The sequence below is a fragment of the Streptococcus sp. LMAG:39 genome (genome assembly GCF_008680485.1).
In the GTDB taxonomy this organism is placed as follows: Bacteria; Bacillota; Bacilli; order Lactobacillales; family Streptococcaceae; genus Streptococcus; species Streptococcus pasteurianus.
This window is the reverse complement of the sequence record NZ_NALE01000001.1, coordinates 1,438,896-1,458,317: the sequence shown is the minus strand read 5'-3', so window position 1 is coordinate 1,458,317 and position 19,422 is coordinate 1,438,896. Positions and strand designations below refer to the sequence as shown.

The following is a 19,422-nucleotide window of genomic DNA, read 5'->3' as shown; positions in this document are numbered from 1 at the left end:
GTCTATTACCCAACAGAACCTTCCATTTCATAACTAATCAATCGATTAAGTTCAACGGCGTATTCCATTGGTAATTCTTTTGTGAATGGTTCAACAAATCCCATAACAATCATCTCTGTTGCTTCTTGTTCTGAAAGACCTCGGCTCATAAGATAATAAAGTTGTTCTTCTGAGATTTTTGAAACTTTAGCTTCATGCTCAAGTGCAACTTGTGAATTATGAATTTCGTTGAAAGGGATGGTATCTGAACGCGAAATATCATCCATGATAATGGTATCACATTCAATATGACTAACTGATTTTTTAGATTCCTTATTGAAAGTCACTTGACCACGATAGTCAACTTTTCCACCACCTTTGGCAATGGACTTTGAAACAATCGAAGATGAGGTGTGTGGTGCATTGTGAATCATTTTTGCACCTGTGTCTTGGTGTTGCCCTTTATTAGCAAAAGCAATTGACAACATTGTGCCACGCGCACCTTCGCCGTCAAGGTAAACAGATGGGTATTTCATGGTTGTTTTCGCACCAAGGTTACCGTCAATCCATTCAACAGTTGCATTTTTCTTGGCTGTGGCACGTTTTGTTACCAAGTTATACACGTTGTCCGACCAGTTTTGAATCGTTGAATAACGCATATAACTGCCTTCAAGTGCAAAAATTTCAACGATAGCGGCATGCAAACTTGCTGATGAATAATTTGGCGCGGTACATCCTTCGACATAATGAACACTTGCCCCCTCATCAACGATAATCAATGTTCGTTCGAATTGCCCTGTTGCTTCATTGTTAATACGGAAATAAGTTTGCAAAGGGATATCGACCTTAACCCCTTTTGGCACGTAGATGAATGTTCCACCTGACCAAAACGCTGAATTCAAAGCTGCTAATTTGTTATCCGTTGGCGGAACTAGCTTAGCAAAATATTTTTTAAAGAGGTCAGGATACTCTTTCAAAGCAGAATCCGTATCTGTGAAAATGATCCCTAACTTATCGTACTCATCTTTCATGTTATGATAAACGACTTCTGATTCGTACTGAGCTGACGCTCCTGCGAGGTAGGCACGTTCAGCTTCAGGAATTCCGATACGTTCAAACGTTTCTTTAATTTTATCTGGAACATCATCCCATGAACGCGCTGGTCTGTCAGAAGCTTTTTGATAATAATTAATCTCATCAAAATTAATATCTGACAAATCAGGTCCCCAATCTTGCATTGGCATTTTATTAAAAATTTCCAATGATTTCAAGCGGAACTCAAGCATCCATTCTGGTTCGCCTTTTTCTGCTGACATTTCACGAACAACAGCTTCGCTGATTCCTTTTCCTGTGGAAAAAATAGGTGTTACATCGTCATGAAAGCCAAATTGATAATCACCGATATCAATTGGCTTTGGAGTTATTTTTTCATTTTTTTCAGGCATCTAGTTACCTTTCTAATCCTTACTATCGTTTTCAATAGCTTTTTTCAGAGCATTCCAAGCAAGTGTTGAACACTTGATTCGCTGCGGAAATTTTGAAACCCCTGCCAAAAAACTAGCTTCGCCTAGTCTTTTTTGAGCATCATCTTTTTCACCTTGAACCATTTTTGAAAAAATCTCAGCCAGTTCAAGCGCTTCTTCTTTTGTTTTACCGATAACGGCATCTGTCATCATGCTTGATGAAGCTGTCGAAATGGTACAACCATCACCTGCAAAGGCGATATCCGAAATACGATCACCGTCAAACTTCACTGATAAAGAAATCACATCGCCACAAGTTGGATTGTTAAGATTGACTTGGTCAACATCTTCTAATTTTCCATGGTGATGTGGACTTTTGGAGTGGTCAGAAACTACCGCCATATAAAGACTATCTAATCTAGAAAGTGCCATTGAAAAACTCCTTTGTTTTAAGAATTGCTTCTACCAGTTTATCACAATCTTCTTTCGTATTATAGATATAAAAACTTGCACGCACAGCTGAATGAATACCAAGATAAGTAATCAATGGTTGTGCACAATGGTGTCCTGCACGCACAGCGACACCTTCATAATCTAATGCCGTTGCCACATCGTGTGGGTGTAAGCCATCTAAGTTAAAGGCAATTACTCCCATGTGTTGACTTGGGTCTTGTGGTCCGTAAACCGTCAAACCATCAATAGCTTGCAATTTCGGAAGGACGTAATTTACTAATTCTTGTTCGTGAGCATGTACGGCGTCCATACCAATATTGGTTAAGTAATCAATAGCTGCTCCCAAAGTAATAGCTCCCGCAATATTGGGTGTTCCTGCTTCAAACTTCCATGGTAATTCTTTCCATGTTGCCTCTTGTTCATAGACAAAATCAATCATTTCGCCACCAAATTCAACTGGTGACATTTGATTAAGCAATTCTTCTTTACCATAAAGGACACCAATACCCGTTGGTCCTAGCATTTTATGTCCCGAAAAAGCAAAGAAATCGCAGTCCAAATCTTGAATATCAATGCTCATGTGAGGTGCTGATTGCGCACCGTCAACAACCATATATGCCCCAACTTGGTGAGCTAGCTCTGCTATTTTTTTGACAGGTTGAATTGAACCAAGGACATTTGAAACGTGGGCAACACTAACAAATTTTGTTTTGGGTGACAATTTACTTTGCAAGTCTGCCATGTCAAGTTGTCCGTCTTTGAGGTAAGCGTAGACTAATTTTGCTCCCGTTTTACGGCAAGCTTCTTGCCATGGAATGACATTTGAATGGTGTTCCATGATTGAAATGAGAACTTCATCGTCTTTTTGGAGCACTTCTTCTGCAAAACCTGCTACCCAGTTTAGTCCAGTTGTAGTGCCTCGTGTGAAAAGAATTTCTTTTGTTGACTTGGCATTAATAAATTGGCGTGCCTTTTCACGACTAGCTTCGTAAGCAGCCGTTGCACGTTCAGCCAAAGTATGAACACCACGGTGAACATTGGCATTTGTCTTATGGTAATAGTCGTTAAGTGTATCAAGAACTTGTTGTGGTTTCTGTGTTGTTGCCGCATTGTCAAGGTAAACTAATGGTTCATCATTGACAATTTGGTCAAGAATAGGAAAGTCTTGATAAATGTTATGCGCATCTAATGCTGACATTCTAACGATTCTCCAATTTACGGTCTAATACCGCAATCATTTCATCACGGACTTCTTTTACAGGAATTTCCGTAATAACAGCGCCCAAGAAACCACGAATAACCAAGCGCTCTGCTGTATCCTTATCAAGTCCACGACTCATCAAATAATACATATCTTCGGGGTCAACTTGTCCAATTGAAGCCGCATGACCTGCCGTTACATCATTTTCATCAATTAACAAAATTGGATTGGCGTCAGAACGTGCTTTATCAGAAAGCATTAAAACATGGCTTTCTTGTTGTGCATCTGCTCCTTTTGCTCCCTTGATAATATGTCCAATACCGTTAAATGTCAGTGTTCCACGTTCTAAAATAACACCATGTTGTAAAATATGACCAATTGAATTGCAGCCGTAGTTTGTCACACGTGTATCCACACCTTGGACTTGACGTCCTGATGATGCTGCAACAACTTTAAGATTGGCATGGCTACCATTTCCATACAAATCTGAATCGAAATCAGCGATAACATTGCCTTCATTCATGATACCGAGTGCCCAATCGACACTAGCATCTTTACCGTGGCGAGCACGACGACTAATGTATGTTGTGACATTCTCACCCAGACGGTCAATAGCTGAAAATTTTATTTGGCTATCATCAAGTGCAATAACCTCGACGCTGATATTCGCTGTTGCTTGAGCATCACCCTCGCCAATTGTTTCAAAGCGTTCCAAATAATTAATGCGACTATTGCGCCCTGCAATGATTAAAATATGCTTGTTAAACGGCACATCACTAGCTTTATCTTGATAAAATAAGCCTTCGATTGGCTCTTCAATCTCAATATTATCAGGAACGTAAAGAACAGCTGCGCTATTAAAATAAGCGGTGTGATAAGCAGCTAACTTATCTTCTTTAAAATCACGCGCTGCTCCAAAATACTTTTCAATAATATCAGGAATTTCTTCCAAAGCTGTATAGAAATCGGTGAAAATAACACCTTTATTAATCAAATCAGTTGGTAATTGTTCTAAAACGGTTTGTGTACCGACTTGAACAAGTTTTGGATTGTCTCCAAGTGCTGTGAAATCAGGGACATTAGCAAGTGCTTGGTCCTCTGAAATCGTCCCATCACCTAAGTTCCAGCGGTGAAATTTAACACGGTTGATTTCAGGTAATGTCAATTTATCTATATTATCAAAGGCAGTCAAACGACGTTCTTGTAGCCATAAAGGTTCTGCCTTTGTTTGTGAAAAATTTAGGATAGATTCTTTCGTCATAATTTGATGTTTACTCCTTTTCATAGTCATCATACGAGTATCGTCTGCCAAAAGCAGACTTTGACATCATCAATTACACTTCTTCTTCGTATTTTAGTCCAAGTTCTTCTGCAATTTTTGCATAGCCTTCTTTTTCAAGACGGGCAGCAAGTTCAGCATCACCTGAAAGAACAACACGTCCATCCATCATAATATGCACCACATCTGGTGTAATATAGTTGAGAAGTCGTTGATAGTGAGTGATAATCATAGCTCCAAAATTATCGCCACGCATAGCGTTAACACCTTTTGAAACAATTTTAAGAGCATCGATATCAAGTCCTGAATCAATTTCGTCAAGAAGTGCAAATTTAGGTTCGAGCATTAGCAATTGAAGAATTTCATTACGTTTTTTCTCACCACCTGAGAAACCTTCGTTAAGGTAACGTTCTGCCATTTCTTCTTTCATGCCAAGAAATTCCATTTTTTCATCAAGCTTTGTGATGAAATCCATAACTGAAATTTTATCGTCATCTTCTTTTCCAGCATTCATAGCTGCACGGATAAATTCAGCATTGGTAATTCCTGGAATTTCAGATGGGTATTGCATAGCAAGAAAAAGCCCAAGACGTGCACGTTCGTCAACTTCGAGTTCAAGGATATTTTCACCGTCAAGCAAAATTTCGCCTTGAGTAACCTCATAATTTGGATTTCCCATAATAGCTGCTGATAAAGTTGATTTACCAGTACCATTAGGTCCCATAATCGCAGCAATCTCTCCAGTCTTAAGGGTTAGATTGACACCTTTTAAAATTTCTTTATCTTCAATAGAAACATGAAGATCTTTTATTTCAAGTACAGACATGTGTACATTCCTCCAATTAATCAAATACGACAGTAACTTTTTTCTGAAAATTACCGCAGTTCTATAGGGTTACTAGTCATTATATCAAAAAAAAGCCATAATAGGCTTTTCAATCACTTATTATTTTTGCGATTTTTCCATTTTAGCATGGTTGCTTGGCGATAATCGCTATTTCCGATAAATTTAAGCGTATCAAAGAGTGGTGTACGCCCTACTCCCCAAATTTCTAGCCCTTCAATAAAGACTTCTAAAGCAAAGGCAACACCAACCATTAAAAGCACACCGCCAAGACGGCTAGAGACATTTAGCAACAAGGCGATAAGTGAAAAGAGAATGGCAATACCATAAACCACTAAAACTGCTCCACGATGCGTGAATCCCATTGCCAAAAGGCGGTGATGCAAGTGCATCTTGTCTGCTTCCGTCGCTGGACGCCCTGACAATTTACGACGAATAATCGCCACAGTAGTATCTAGTATTGGTACACCAAGAATGATAACTGGCGTTACCACGGCAACAGCTGTTGAATTTTTCAACCCTTGTAATGATAAAACACCAATCATAAAACCTATAAACAGAGCACCCGTGTCTCCCAGATAAATAATCGCAGGGTTGTAGTTATAAGGGAAGAAACCTGCAATACAAGCAATCAAAAGTAAGATTGTCAACGTTAGGTAAAAATCAGTTTGCGGTAAAAAGAAATACGAAACCAAAGCCATTGTAACAAGGCTAATGATTGATACACCACTAACCAAACCATCTAAACCGTCAATCAAATTCATTGCATTGGTAATCGAAATAATCCAAAAGACGGTTAAAAAGAAAGTAATTACTGAATTAAACTCGAGCAAAGGACCGCCAAACGGTATTTTAAAACTATCAAATCGGAAATCTGTAAATGCCCAGACAACAACAGCTCCAAGAATAATGCCTGCCATTTTTGTCTTAGGTTTCAATTCGTAAATATCATCGATAAAACCAATCGTTGTGATAATCAATCCACCAATAACGACTGGCAAAATATAATCAAAATAAGATGTTGTCCATATCGGCTCTTTCAAAACCCTTGGCATTAGAATTAAGGCTGAAATCAAGAAAGAGATAAAAATTGCTAATCCACCGCTGCTTGGCATAGGTACTTCGTTGACACGTCTAGCATTTGGATTATCAACAGCTCCAACACGAAATGCAATAAAACGAACAATCGGTGTCAAAAATAATGATAGTAAGAAAGCGCCGATTAAAACAAGAACATATTCAATTGTAAAGGGTGCCATATTATACCAACTCAATCATTTTTAATTTTACAACAGCGTCATCTGCTAACATTTCAAGACCGTGCTCTTGCAAATAAGCACGCGTTTTTGTACCTGTGCTAGCATATTCCAACAAACGAGCATACATCAAATTCGCATAGTATGACGGATGATTTTGTAAATCAAGTAAAATGGTCATGTGGTAAAGACCACCATCTTTGTAGAGTTCTGATGCTTCAACCGGAAAATCAATTGCTTTAGCAAAGGCTACTACAGCTTCAAGCGTTTGAAAATCAAAGACATAATGAACATAGTCAGATGGATTAATGTCATCTTCTGATGGTTCTGTTTGAGCTTGTTCTGTGAGAACCTCCTCAACAGCACTTTCCATCATTTCTTCAATTTTTCCTAATTTTTCATGCGCTTCAGTATCACCTTTAGAAAGCATTGTTTGTTCCAATGTTTTGAAAAATTCCTCAGGTGACATGTTTGACACGTCGTCAAATGCAGCTAAATCTTCAAAATTAATTTCTTTATTAATTTCAGATTTTGTAACAAAGACATCAATACGGTCTTTTCTTGGTGTCACACGGAAACTAAGCATTCCGCTATCTTTGAAATTATCTGGTAAATCTAATTCGTCCATTACTGAGTAGAAGAACTCCTCTGTCTTTTCTTGTGGAATCAAAAAATCTTTCAACTCCATGCCACGTTCTTCCAAATCTTCCATACTAATCGTTATTTTTAGCGTTGTCTCGCTAATCTGTTTCATTTCCATACTAATTACCTCGCACGAGTAGTCATTTTATTATACAAGAAAAGTCGGACTTTTTCAATTTTTACGCTATAAAAGCAGCCCTTGAGAGGCTGCTTAGTTATTAAAAGATAGCTTTCAAGATACTATAAACAATAAGAATCGAACCTAAAACGATACGATATTTACCGAAAATAGTGAAATCATGTTTTTTAACATAATCAGTCAAGAAGCGGATAACGTAAAGGCTGACAAGGAATGCTGTTACACTAGCAACCATTAAAATTAAAAATTGACTGAAACTAAGAACATTTCCATCTAGGAAGAACTTAACTGCCTTCAAGCCACTATAACCAAACATTGTTGGGATAGCAAGGAAGAAAGTAAAGTCAGCAGCAACTGAACGACTTGTTCCCACAATAATTGCCCCTAGAATTGTAGCACCTGAGCGACTTGTCCCTGGAATAATACTAAGAACTTGGAAGCAACCAATCCAAAAAGCGGTTAAATAAGGCATACGAGCAAGTTCAGTAACCTGCGGTTCAACATTAGCATTGCGTTTTTCAATCCAGATAAAAGCAATCCCATAAACAATCAAAGCAATGGCGATTGGAACCATGTGATTAAAATGTGCTTCAAACCAATCATCAAGCGGCAACGCAATCAAAATTGATGGAATACAAGCAATAACAACTTTTAACCATAATTGCCATGTTAATTGGACTTCACGCGCTGTTTTACCAGGTTGAAATGGGTTCAAACGTTTAAAGTAAATTACGATAACAGCCAATATTGCTCCCAATTGGATAACAATATTGAACATATCCAAAAACGCTTTGCTTTGGTTCAAACTGATAAATTCTTGAACCAAAATCAAGTGTCCTGTACTTGAAACAGGTAACCACTCTGTAATTCCCTCAACTATCCCTAAAAAGATAGCCTTTAGTAGTTCGAAAAATAACATAAGTTCTCCTTAAATTTATATCTCTTCAATTATAGCAGATTTGAAGCGTTTTTAAAACGCTCCGCCTCCACCGCCGCCTCCGCCGCCAGAAAATCCTCCACCGCCACCTGAGCCGGAGCTACCAGAGGAAACGGAAAAATGAGCAGCCATGTTCGCATTGTGACTAGCTAGACCTAGCTGATGAGTATGCATACCAATCATATAACCTAGTTCTTGATTGGTTAAAATAACTGATTCATTTGCAAGCTTGATAGCATTAAAATCAAGGTATTTTTGCACCCGTTTAGCATAACCAAATAAAGTAGCATAAACCAAGATACGATTCCAAACAACGACACCTTGAATATCAACTTTATCAAATTTATCAATGTCACGCATCATATTGGTAAAGCTAACCCATGCTTGCACACGTTGTTGACCCTCAGCTGTTATCGTTCCATGTTCGGTAGAATAATGCGTTTTTCGGTTAATGTAAAACAGCATGAAAATCACAATTGCTAGTAAAGTACCGTATATGAGAAAAATCCAATGCTCCTGCATAAATGAGTAGACACCGCTTAAAGTTACTACGAGCATTGCTACCAGTAGGAAGCGACGTGCCAACGAAATGGTACTCTTAGTTCCTTCAGATAATTCTTGACGAATAGCTGGTAAGTTTTGACTCGTCACCTCTTTTTCCACTAACTTATTAATGCTATTCAATTTAGCATTGTATCGGCGATTAAAATCATTTCCTATCTTATTAAGCTTGCTTTCTAGTGTTTTACCTTTATATTGTTTTTTATACTTATTCAGCAAAGTATCATCAAAATGGTAATCAGCAAAAAGATCATCAATAATTATTTTCTCTTTTCCACCAAATGCCATATCAATCACTTCGGCTTCATAATCCATCATCGGCATATCAAGATGACAGAACAACTCCTTATTATCAACGCTAATAACCTTACGGTCAATCAAATCAAGCAAGGTTGCTTGCATAGCTGTCTCAAAATTAAACTTTTGTGGAATTGAACTGCCTTTAGTATCCAAATGTTGCAGATCCACATCATAAATGTATTTCAATACTAAAAGTGGCGACCAGTCCTCTGGCGCTTCGTAAGAACGTATTTTTCTATCAAAATGTTCATATTGTCCAGCAAGTCTGAATGCTCTGAAAAATACCACTAAAGCACCCACTATCAATATAATAACAATTGCTGGCAAGATATAAAATAACAACATCTGTAAAACTTGACTTCTATGAACAATTTTAGCCTCTTGTTTGATAATAGCTGACTTTCGATTCTTAGATGATAAGCTAACATTTTCAAAAATTGAATGGTCCCAATAAGCGTGTAGCTCCAATTTACCACTAACATTTTTAGCTGAAATTTGATAACCATTCGACATTTTGGTAACTGTTGTTGAATTCAGATAACCTGTATGTGCCCACAATTGGCGATTGGAAGTGGACTTATCCGTGGTTACCGTAAAATTCACATTATGCAAGGTTTCATCCCAATCACTGATTGGTACCCAGTTTAATTCGACAACATCTGAATACGGAAACAACAATTGCGATAATTGCCAGTGCACAGTAACCACAACAGTATCACCACTCGAACCAGCATTATAAACTTTCACTTCATAACCATCACCAAGATTAGAAATTCTAGTGTCAACTTCTCTGCTAGTTCCATTAACTTCTGCCGAAATTTCAGGTTGACTATTTACCGAAAAACCAGCTGGCATATTACCAGCTTCTCCCAATGTTACAATTTGCCCATTATAAGACGAATCAAACTGATACGTAATCTTCTGAATAAAATCAGCTGAATTATCGTTATGTATTTCTAAGACACCGTCATAATGGCTAATACTGTAGTCAACTTCAGCATTAACCTGAACGGACAATCCCAAAAATGTAATAATAGCAAGCAAAAATAATGTTAATTTTTTCATCATCTCCTACTCCTTTCCTCTCCCTTATTTTACCATATTTCATTGTATAAATATTCTATTTTTAGGATGATTATATTGAAATCAAAATCTATTTCTTGTAAAATGGTAGGGTATAAGAATAGACAGGAGTCTTAAATGAAAAAGTTACTTTTAAGTTGTTTTGCAGCTGTTCTTCTTCTCTTTGGAGGAATGACTAGCATACACGCTGACGAATACCTTCGTATCGGTATGGAGGCTGCCTACGCTCCCTTCAACTGGACACAAGATGATGATTCTAACGGAGCTGTTCCTATCGAAGGAACAAACCAATATGCTAACGGATATGATGTCCAAATTGCTAAGAAAATTGCAGACAGTTTAGGCAAGGAACTTCTCGTTGTCAAAACAACTTGGACAGGGTTAATTCCTGCACTTACTTCTGGGAAAATCGATATGATTGCTGCCGGAATGAGCCCAACTGATGAACGCAAAAAAGAAATTGCCTTTTCAGATAGTTACTACACAAGTTATCCCGTAATCGTTGTTTCTAAAAAAGGCGATTATGCCAATGCAACATCTCTAGCTGACTTTTCAGGTGCAAAATTAACATCTCAACAAGGTGTTTACCTTTATAACCTCATTGACCAAATTAGCGGTGCAACTAAAGAAACTGCCATGGGTGACTTCAACCAAATGCGTCAAGCTCTTGAATCTGGTATCATTGACGGTTATGTTTCTGAACGTCCAGATGCCATCTCAGCCGAAAACGCTAATAGCGACTTCAAGATGATTTCATTTGAAGAAGGTCAAGGTTTTTCAACATCAGAATCTGATACAGCTATTGCCGTTGGGCTTCGCAAAGACGACACAGAAATGCTCGCTAAAGTCAACGCTGTTTTAGCTGGTATTTCAGAAGATGAACGTTTGGAACTCATGGATAAAATGATTGAAGAACAACCATCTGATAATTCTGAAGAAGATAAAAACAGCAGCTTCTTCACTGACATGTGGACAATTTTCAAAAATAACTGGAATCAATTCTTACGTGGTGCTGGAGTGACACTCTTCATCTCAATTATTGGTACAGTTGTCGGTCTCTTTATCGGACTTCTCATCGGTGTTTACCGTACCGCTCCAAAAGCTGCCAATAAATTATTAGCTGGACTTCAAAAAGCTTTCGGTTGGGTACTCAATGTCTATATTGAAGTCTTTCGTGGTACGCCAATGATTGTACAAGCGATGGTTATTTACTATGGTACTGCTCAAGCTTTTGGAATCTCAATTGACCGTACCTTAGCCGCTGTCCTTATCGTTTCAATCAATACTGGTGCTTACATGAGCGAAATCGTCCGCGGTGGTATCTTCGCCGTTGATAAAGGTCAATTCGAAGCCGCAACAGCACTCGGATTTACCCACGGACAAACCATGCGCAAAATCGTTCTTCCACAAGTTGTCCGCAATATTTTGCCAGCAACAGGTAACGAATTTGTCATCAATATCAAAGATACTTCTGTATTGAACGTTATTTCCGTTGTCGAACTTTACTTCTCAGGTAACACCGTTGCGACACAAACTTATCAATATTTCCAAACATTTACTATTATCGCGATTATTTACTTTATCCTCACCTTTACTGTGACACGTATCCTACGATTTATTGAACGTCGTTTCGATGCGGACACCTACACAACTGGTGCTAACCAAAACCAAACGAAAGAGGTGAAATAATGACACAAGCTATCATTGATATTAAACATTTAAAAAAATCTTACGGACAAAATGAAGTCCTCAAAGATATTTCACTTTCAGTAACTAAAGGTGAAGTTATTTCGATTATCGGTTCATCAGGTTCAGGAAAATCGACATTTCTTCGTTCTATCAACCTTTTAGAAGAACCAACAGCTGGTGAAATCCTCTTTCACGGGCAAAATGTTCTTAAAAAAGATTATAATTTGACAGAATATCGTGAAAAATTGGGCATGGTTTTCCAATCATTTAACCTTTTTGAAAATCTTAACGTTTTAGAAAATGCCATCGTTGCCCAAACAACTGTTCTCAAACGTTCACGTGACGAAGCTGAAAAAATCGCCAAAGAAAATCTTACAAAAGTCGGTATGACAGAGCAATACTGGAAAGCAAAACCAAAACAACTCTCTGGCGGTCAAAAACAACGTGTGGCTATCGCACGCGCCCTCTCTGTCAATCCTGAAGCAATGCTCTTTGACGAACCAACTTCAGCCCTTGACCCAGAAATGGTCGGAGAAGTTTTAAAAACAATGCAAGACCTTGCCAAATCTGGTTTAACAATGATTATCGTTACTCACGAAATGGAATTCGCCAAAGAAGTTTCTGACCGTGTGATTTTCATGGATAAAGGCGTTATCGCCGAAGAGGGAACACCTGAACAAATCTTTGAACATCCACAACAAGAACGTACAAAAGTTTTCTTACAACGTTTCTTAAAATAAAGTTTAAATACAAAGCTGGAGACAACAACATCCCAGCTTTTTTTAGTTTCTAAATAGCATAAAATTGCTAACATTTTTCAAAAAATCTTTTTAATATAATTATAAGTTTCCTAGCTTATACTAACGATAATAAAAATTAACCCGACTATTAATCACTAGAAGGAGGAAATCAAAATGGCAACTTTAAAAAGAAGTATCATCAATATCGCATTAACTCTTGTATCTTTTGCTTTTTCAAGTTGGTTTTATGAACACTATCTGATGACTTATACCCATTACATTTCCTCTTATGGTGTCTCATTTACCCTTGCCTTAAATACTATTATTACACTGATTTTAACTTATTTCACGTTCATTCTAATACACTTAGTTTATACTAAGAAGATTACAAGTTTGACAGTCGCTGTCTCTTACTTCATTTATTTTATGATTTTGATTTACGTGATTTTGCTGAAAAATATCGGTATCCAAGGCTATTCTTTTAATCCATTATCGTTTATTTCTGACTTTACAAGTGGTAGCCGCTTTGTTCCTATTATGAACCTTGTTATGTTTATACCTTTGGGCTTTCTTTTCCGACCTTCCAAAGAAAATTTTATCCTAGCTTTCTTTGGTTTACTGACGATTGAAACAGCCCAATACGTTTTCCACCTTGGTATTTTTGATTTAGGAGATGTCACCCTTAACCTCTTGAGCATTAGTATTGGCACTCTGCTACATCAAACTGCTTTAAGAAAATGGTTAAGTCAACATATCACACAAAAAATAATCAAATTCTCTTAAAAAATTTAGTATAACACAAAATGCTTTACTGGTTAAGTAATTTGTGTTATACTATTTTTTGTTAACGTTAATAAATCTATCACAAGGAGGTTGATATGGCTGAAAAAGTCGATTTAGCATCTGCTTATCGTAGATTAAAAAGTCCCAATATAAAAACACGGAAACGTGCGTTGAAAATCATTCATGATTATAAACGCTTCAAAAAAGCAAATTAATTCCTTACATTATTAATCCCTAATATTGCCAGATTAAAAGACCTATTGCAAGGCTTCCTTCCGCCTGCAATAGGTCTTTTTTTTGGTTATTATTTTGCCTTTAAGGATGACAAAATTTGGGTACGAATGTCTTCGATTCCCTCTGGGTGATTTGGCAAGAAAAGTGTTTGATTCCCCTTAGCTGCAAAGGTATTTAGCGTATCAAGGTATTGGTTAGTCAAAAGGATAGACATGATTTGTTCTTCTGTCATTCCAACATTAGCATTTTTCAATTCTTGGATTGATTCAGCAAGACCATCCACGATAGCTTTACGTTGTTGCGCAATACCAACACCATGCAAACGATCTTTTTCTGCTTCAGCTTCGGCAGCTGTGACGATTTTAATCTTATCAGCATTAGCCAATTCTTGAGCTGCCACACGTTTACGCTGTGCCGCATTGATTTCATTCATTGATTGTTTAACTTCAGCATCTGGTTCAACTTTAGTAATTAATGTTTTAACAATAACGTAACCATAAGTTGACATTTCTTCAGCCACTTGATGTTGCACTTCAAGTGCAATTTCATCTTTTTTCTCAAATAATTCATCCAAAGTCAATTTTGGTACTGATGAACGTAGAGCATCCTCAATGTATGACTTAATTTGAGCTTCTGGGCGCATGAGTTTGTAATAAGCGTCGGTAACATTCTGTTCATTAACACGGTACTGCGTAGCAACATTCAAAGTCACAAAAACATTATCCTTAGTTTTCGTTTCCACAACGATTTCAGATTGCAAAAGGCGCAACTGAATACGCGCAGCAATTTTATCAATCCCAAACGGCAGACGCACATGTATACCACTACCAGATGTCGTTTGGTATTTCCCAAAACGTTCGATAATAACAACGGTTTGTTGACGTACCACATAAAGTGTGCTAGCAACAACACTCAAAAGAACCATAAGAAAAATAACTAAAACAATTAAAATCATGATAAATCTCCTTTAAAACTATTTCTTTTTACTACTAGAAATCGCACATCCGATAGTAATAAGAGAACAAAAAATAATAAACCACACAGTATTCATAAAATCCCCTCTTGTACCCATCAATTAATACAATTATATTGTATTTCTCTAAAAAGTCAAGCAAAAAGACATAAAAAAACCTAGTCAGGATATAAACCACAACTAGGTTTCATTGTTATCAAACAAGTAAATTATAGAGACTTTCATTCCCATGTAAATTGATGTAGGATGAGTCAAATGCTGACAAACGATTAATTAAATCATTGTAATCATTTTTATCACCTAAAGTAATACCAATCAGAACTGGTCCTCTTCCTTTATTGGCGCGTTTAATGTACTCAAAACGCGTAATATCATCATTTGGTCCAAGAATATTATTTACAAATTCACGTAACGCACCTGGACGTTGTGGGAAATTGACTACAAAGTAGTGTTTGACACCGTCATAAATAAGTGCACGTTCTTCCATTTCTTGCATACGATTAATGTCATTGTTCCCTCCAGAAATGATGCAAACAATTGTTTTTCCTTTGATGTCATCTTTCATCACTTCAAGTGCTGCAATTGACGCTGCTCCAGCAGGTTCTGCGATAATCCCTTGTTTAGAGTACATATCAATCAATGTTTCAGAAATCAAACCTTCGTCCACACCGACCAATTTATCAACATACTTGCGAGCTGTTTCAAATGTTTTATCTCCGACTTTTTGCACGGCAATACCGTCTGCAAATTTATCGATTTCTTCTAATTTGACAGGATGCCCTTTATCAAAGGCAGCACGCATACTACGAGCACCTGAAGCTTCCACACCAACGACCTCAATTTCAGGTGCCACATCTTTAATGTAAGTGGCTACTCCTGAAATCAAACCTCCTCCACCAACTGGAACATAAATTTGATCAAAGACAACACCCTCTTCTTGGGCTTGCTCATAGATTTCATAAGCGACCGTTCCTTGACCAGCTTGAACAGCTTCGTCATCAAACGGATCAATAAAGGTCATCCCTTCCGACTTAGTGAATTCTTGTGCAGCTTGTGCGGAAGCATCAAAAGTATCACCAACAAGCTTAATAGTGACGTAAGGTCCACCAAAAAATTTAACTTGTCCAATTTTCTGTTGCGGCGTCGTAACAGGCATAAAAATTGTTGCAGGAATTTTCATTTCGTGACAAGTAAAAGCAACACCTTGTGCATGGTTTCCAGCAGAAGCACAAACCACACCACGTTTTTTCTCCTCATCAGACAACTCATGGATAGCATAATATGCCCCACGAATTTTAAACGAACGCACTTTTTGCATATTTTCACGTTTTAAATAAACTGTTGCACCATATTTTTCTGACAAATAGCGGTCAAAATCAAGCGGTGTACGCTCAACAACACCCTTTAAAACGTCATAGGCATTGACAACATCCTTAGCTAAAATCATAAACCAACCTTCTTATATTCAAAAATTTCGATTTTTCTATGCACACATAGAAAACTTAAAACCATTTAGTCAACTAATAGATAAAAAACCGATGACAAACATCGGTATTTTATCAGTAAGTCTCTTCAAAAATTAATTATAAATTTTGAATGCATCGTCATCATTTTGTCCAACAAATGGCATTGCCTTACGAAGTTCACTACCTACTTTTTCGATTTCAAGGTCTGCAGCTTCTTTACGGTAAGCTTCAAGTTTTGGACGACCTGATTTATAGTCATTAACAAAGTCTTCTGCAAATTGACCAGATTGGATATCTGCAAGAACAGCTTTCATGTTTTCTTTAACGTCTTTAGTGATAACACGTGGTCCTGATACATAGTCACCAAATTCAGCTGTATTCGAAATTGATTGACGCATTTTCTTAAAGCCACCTTCATAAATAAGGTCAACGATAAGTTTCATTTCATGAAGAACTTCAAAGTATGCCAATTCAGGAGCATAACCAGCTTCTGTAAGAACTTCAAAACCAGCTTCGATAAGGGCAGTTAAACCACCACAGAGAACTGCTTGTTCACCGAAAAGATCTTCTTCAGTTTCTTCTTTAAATGTTGTTTCAAGAAGTCCAACACGCGCAGCACCAACACCTTTAGCCCAGTCCATAGCAATATCTTTAGCATTACCAGTAGCATCTTGGTAAACAGCGTAAAGTGCTGGTACACCAAATCCTTCAGTGTAAGTACGGCGTACAAGGTGACCAGGTCCTTTAGGAGCACACATAAAGACATCTACAGTTTCTGGAGCTTTAATGTATTCAAAGCGGATATTGAAACCATGGGCAAATCCAAGAGCATTACCAGCTTCAAGGTTAGGAGCAATTTCTTTGGCATAAAGGTCCGCTTGAATTTCATCTGGTGCCAAAATCATGATAACATCTGCAAGTTTAGTTGCTTCTGCTACTTCATAAGTATCAAAACCATCTTCTTTTGCTTTATCAAATGATTTACCATGGCGAACACCAATGATAACATCATGACCTGAATCACGCAAGTTTTGTGCATGGGCATGACCTTGTGAGCCATAACCAATAATAGCAATTTTTTTACCATCAAGAGCTGCTACTTTTACATCTTTTTCGTATTCCATTGTTACTGCCATAATAAATATCTCTTTTCTATTTTTTATTTTAAATGCCCAAGGCATCAGAGTTAACTAGATTAATGTTTATCAAGAAAAATCTCTTGAAAATCCTGTCGCACCTGTACGAGCAAGATTTTGAATACCATACGGTTTTACTACACGAAGAAGCGCTTCAATTTTATCTGCATCACCTGTCACCTGAATCGTAATAGATTTTGGAGCAACATCAACAACACTAGCACGAAATGGCTGAACAACAGCCAGAATTTCAGCACGTTTGCTTGTTGGTGCCGTTAACTTAACCAAAATGACTTCACGCTCTAAGTGAGGAATATCCGTAATATCACGGACACGTAAAACATCAATCAAACGATTTAACTGTTTAATAATCTGTTCAACTTCTTCCAAATTCTCAACATCAATGATAATTGTAATTCGGGAAATATTTGGTTCCATAGTATGCCCGACTGAAATAGACTCAATATTAACCTGACGTCGCGAAAGAACACCTGTAAAACGGTTAAGAACACCTGTTGAATTTTGAAGCTTAGCTGTCAACATTCTACGCATTAAACTTCACCCCCAACATCTCACTATTTGATTTACCAGTTGGAACCATCGGATAAACGTGTTCACGATTAGAAATCGCAACCTCAACTAACATTGGCTTATTCTCAGTAATAACTTTCAAATCTTCTTCCAAAGTGTTAGGATTTGTAAACTTATAATGAGCAATGCCGTAAGCTTCTGCCATTAATTGGAAATTTGGTTCATCATCAAATGTTGATTCGCTACGGTGTTCATCATAGAATGATTCTTGCCACTGACGAACCATACCAAGTGAATGATTGTTAATCAAGACTACCTTAATTGGAACACCATAACCATTTAGCAATGCCAACTCTTGGTTAGTCATTTGGAAACCACCATCACCAACAAAGACGATAACTTCTTTATCAGGATTAGCTAGTTTAGCACCAATAGCAGCAGGAATTCCAAATCCCATTGTTCCTAGTCCACCAGATGTAATGAGTTGACGTGCATTTTTATATGGGTAGAATTGTGCTGCCCACATTTGATGTTGACCAACGTCGGTAACAACGATAGCATCCCCATTTGTTATCTTACCAATTGCTGCAATAGCATGCTGTGGTTTGATAATCGTTTCATCGAAATCATAGCTAAATGGTGCTTTTGCTTTATTAGCAAGAACTGATTCTGTCCAATCATCGTGACGTGTCTTAACTCCATCTGCTTCAAGGAGAATTTCCAAAGCACGTTTGGCATCACCTACGATAGGAATCTGTGTTTTTACAACTTTCCCAATTTCTGCAGGGTCAATATCAACGTGAGCTACAACTGCTTTTTTCGCAAATGTCTTTGGATTTCCTGTTAAGCGGTCCGCAAAACGGCAACCAAAGTTAATCATAAAATCACACTGCGTTAACGCCATATTAGACGCGTATGAACCATGCATTCCTCCCATACCCAAAGATAAGGGATGATCAATTGGTATAGCTCCCAAACTTAATAACGTAGAGACAACTGGAATATTGTAACGTTCGGCAAAGGCAATTAATTCTTGCGAAGCCCCTGCATAGTTAACGCCGCCACCAGCAATAATCAATGGTCTTTTAGCCTTTTTCAATTGAGTTAAAATTTTCTTCACTTGAAGTGCATTGGGTTCAACCGTCGGCTGATAGCTAGGAAGATTAACTGTTGGGTCATGATAAAAGCTTGTTTTCGTCTCTGAAACATCTTTTGGCAAATCAATAACAACTGGACCTGTACGCCCTGTTGTTGCGATATGAACGGCTTCTGTTATAATACGAGGCACATCAGCAACATCACGAATTTGATAGTTGTATTTTGTAATTGGCATTGTGATACCGATAATATCAGCTTCCTGAAAAGCATCTTTCCCAATACCTGACATTCCAACTTGTCCAGTAAAGACAAGCATTGGAACACTGTCACTCATCCCGTCAGCAATACCAGTAATGGCGTTAGTTGCACCTGGACCACTGGTCACAATGGCAACCCCAAGTTTTCCTGTTGATTTAGCATATCCTTCTGCTTCGTGGAGGGCTCCTTGCTCATGACGTGCCAAAATATGGCGAATACCATCAAAATTATATATAGCGTCATAAAGCGGTAAAACAGCTCCACCAGGATAGCCAAAAATTGTATCTATTCCCAGACTAGCTAAGGTTTCCAATAGCAATTCTGATCCGTTTTTGGATTCTTTTAATCTAATCTGTTTCACAAAGTCCTCCTTTGCA

Annotated in this window: 18 protein-coding genes; 4 read left to right on the top strand and 14 right to left on the bottom strand. The window is 37.7% G+C overall.

Translation table 11 applies throughout. From position 1 onward, the window contains the following. Nucleotides 1-5: 5 nt before the first annotated feature. From sufB to CCC20_RS07420, 9 genes are all read right to left on the bottom strand, one after another. Nucleotides 6-1,424, bottom strand: a complete 1,419-nt coding sequence (sufB, locus tag CCC20_RS07460) for a Fe-S cluster assembly protein SufB (protein WP_003063304.1) — start codon at nucleotides 1,422-1,424, stop codon at nucleotides 6-8. Between the two features lie 12 nt (nucleotides 1,425-1,436). Then, on the bottom strand, nucleotides 1,437-1,874 hold the full coding sequence (gene sufU, locus CCC20_RS07455; protein ID WP_003063303.1) for a Fe-S cluster assembly sulfur transfer protein SufU: 438 nt from the start codon (nucleotides 1,872-1,874) through the stop codon (nucleotides 1,437-1,439). Then, nucleotides 1,861-3,093, bottom strand: a complete 1,233-nt coding sequence (locus tag CCC20_RS07450) for a cysteine desulfurase (RefSeq protein ID WP_285395020.1) — start codon at nucleotides 3,091-3,093, stop codon at nucleotides 1,861-1,863. The genes sufU and CCC20_RS07450 overlap by 14 nt, the downstream gene beginning before the upstream one ends. A 1-nt stretch (nucleotide 3,094) precedes the next feature. Then, on the bottom strand, nucleotides 3,095-4,357 hold the full coding sequence (gene sufD, locus CCC20_RS07445; protein ID WP_285395022.1) for a Fe-S cluster assembly protein SufD: 1,263 nt from the start codon (nucleotides 4,355-4,357) through the stop codon (nucleotides 3,095-3,097). 73 nt (nucleotides 4,358-4,430) lie between these two features. Further along, entirely contained in the window at nucleotides 4,431-5,201 is a 771-nt protein-coding gene (gene sufC / locus CCC20_RS07440) for a Fe-S cluster assembly ATPase SufC (protein ID WP_003063299.1), read from the bottom strand. Nucleotides 5,202-5,314: 113 nt separating this feature from the next. Next, nucleotides 5,315-6,478 carry a glycosyltransferase family 4 protein gene (locus CCC20_RS07435; RefSeq protein WP_003063296.1) on the bottom strand — a complete coding sequence of 388 codons (1,164 nt, stop codon included), beginning with the start codon at nucleotides 6,476-6,478 and terminating at the stop codon, nucleotides 5,315-5,317. Between the two features lies 1 nt (nucleotide 6,479). Then, the gene (gene mecA / locus CCC20_RS07430; protein WP_003063294.1) at nucleotides 6,480-7,235 is read right to left on the bottom strand and encodes an adaptor protein MecA; all 756 of its coding nucleotides are present in this window, start codon (nucleotides 7,233-7,235) and stop codon (nucleotides 6,480-6,482) included. A gap of 100 nt (nucleotides 7,236-7,335) precedes the next feature. After that, nucleotides 7,336-8,175: an undecaprenyl-diphosphate phosphatase gene (locus CCC20_RS07425; RefSeq protein ID WP_058692733.1), complete on the bottom strand. Its 840-nt coding sequence runs from the start codon at nucleotides 8,173-8,175 to the stop codon at nucleotides 7,336-7,338. Between the two features lie 51 nt (nucleotides 8,176-8,226). Then, a complete protein-coding gene (locus CCC20_RS07420; protein ID WP_058692732.1) occupies nucleotides 8,227-10,122 on the bottom strand; it encodes a DUF2207 domain-containing protein in 1,896 nt (631 codons plus the stop codon). 132 nt (nucleotides 10,123-10,254) lie between these two features. Between CCC20_RS07420 and CCC20_RS07415 the strand changes: the two genes are divergently transcribed. The 4 genes from CCC20_RS07415 (at nucleotide 10,255) to CCC20_RS07400 (ending at nucleotide 13,564) form a co-directional block, all read left to right on the top strand. Beyond that, on the top strand, nucleotides 10,255-11,826 hold the full coding sequence (locus CCC20_RS07415) for an ABC transporter permease subunit (protein WP_270620163.1): 1,572 nt from the start codon (nucleotides 10,255-10,257) through the stop codon (nucleotides 11,824-11,826). Next, nucleotides 11,826-12,566, top strand: coding sequence for an amino acid ABC transporter ATP-binding protein (locus tag CCC20_RS07410; RefSeq protein WP_003063284.1), 741 nt, complete (start codon nucleotides 11,826-11,828; stop codon nucleotides 12,564-12,566). Before CCC20_RS07415 ends, CCC20_RS07410 begins: the two co-directional genes overlap by 1 nt. Nucleotides 12,567-12,740: 174 nt before the next feature. After that, the gene (locus tag CCC20_RS07405) at nucleotides 12,741-13,349 is read left to right on the top strand and encodes a VanZ family protein (RefSeq protein ID WP_013851458.1); all 609 of its coding nucleotides are present in this window, start codon (nucleotides 12,741-12,743) and stop codon (nucleotides 13,347-13,349) included. A 95-nt stretch (nucleotides 13,350-13,444) separates the two neighbouring features. Then, nucleotides 13,445-13,564: a putative metal homeostasis protein gene (locus CCC20_RS07400; RefSeq protein ID WP_003063277.1), complete on the top strand. Its 120-nt coding sequence runs from the start codon at nucleotides 13,445-13,447 to the stop codon at nucleotides 13,562-13,564. Between the two features lie 89 nt (nucleotides 13,565-13,653). Here CCC20_RS07400 and CCC20_RS07395 read toward each other — a convergent pair whose 3' ends face one another. The 5 genes from CCC20_RS07395 to CCC20_RS07375 form a co-directional block, all read right to left on the bottom strand. Then, nucleotides 13,654-14,538, bottom strand: coding sequence for an SPFH domain-containing protein (locus CCC20_RS07395; protein WP_003063275.1), 885 nt, complete (start codon nucleotides 14,536-14,538; stop codon nucleotides 13,654-13,656). A gap of 214 nt (nucleotides 14,539-14,752) precedes the next feature. Beyond that, complete coding sequence (ilvA, locus tag CCC20_RS07390) at nucleotides 14,753-16,003, bottom strand: threonine ammonia-lyase IlvA (RefSeq protein ID WP_013851457.1); 1,251 nt, start codon at nucleotides 16,001-16,003, stop codon at nucleotides 14,753-14,755. A 132-nt stretch (nucleotides 16,004-16,135) separates the two neighbouring features. Further along, nucleotides 16,136-17,158: a ketol-acid reductoisomerase gene (gene ilvC, locus CCC20_RS07385; RefSeq protein ID WP_013851456.1), complete on the bottom strand. Its 1,023-nt coding sequence runs from the start codon at nucleotides 17,156-17,158 to the stop codon at nucleotides 16,136-16,138. 69 nt (nucleotides 17,159-17,227) lie between these two features. Then, nucleotides 17,228-17,710 (bottom strand): acetolactate synthase small subunit, encoded by a 483-nt coding sequence (gene ilvN / locus CCC20_RS07380; protein ID WP_003063269.1) that lies wholly within the window; start codon nucleotides 17,708-17,710, stop codon nucleotides 17,228-17,230. After that, nucleotides 17,703-19,406, bottom strand: a complete 1,704-nt coding sequence (locus CCC20_RS07375) for an acetolactate synthase large subunit (RefSeq protein WP_285395026.1) — start codon at nucleotides 19,404-19,406, stop codon at nucleotides 17,703-17,705. The genes ilvN and CCC20_RS07375 overlap by 8 nt, the downstream gene beginning before the upstream one ends. Nucleotides 19,407-19,422: the final 16 nt, after the last annotated feature.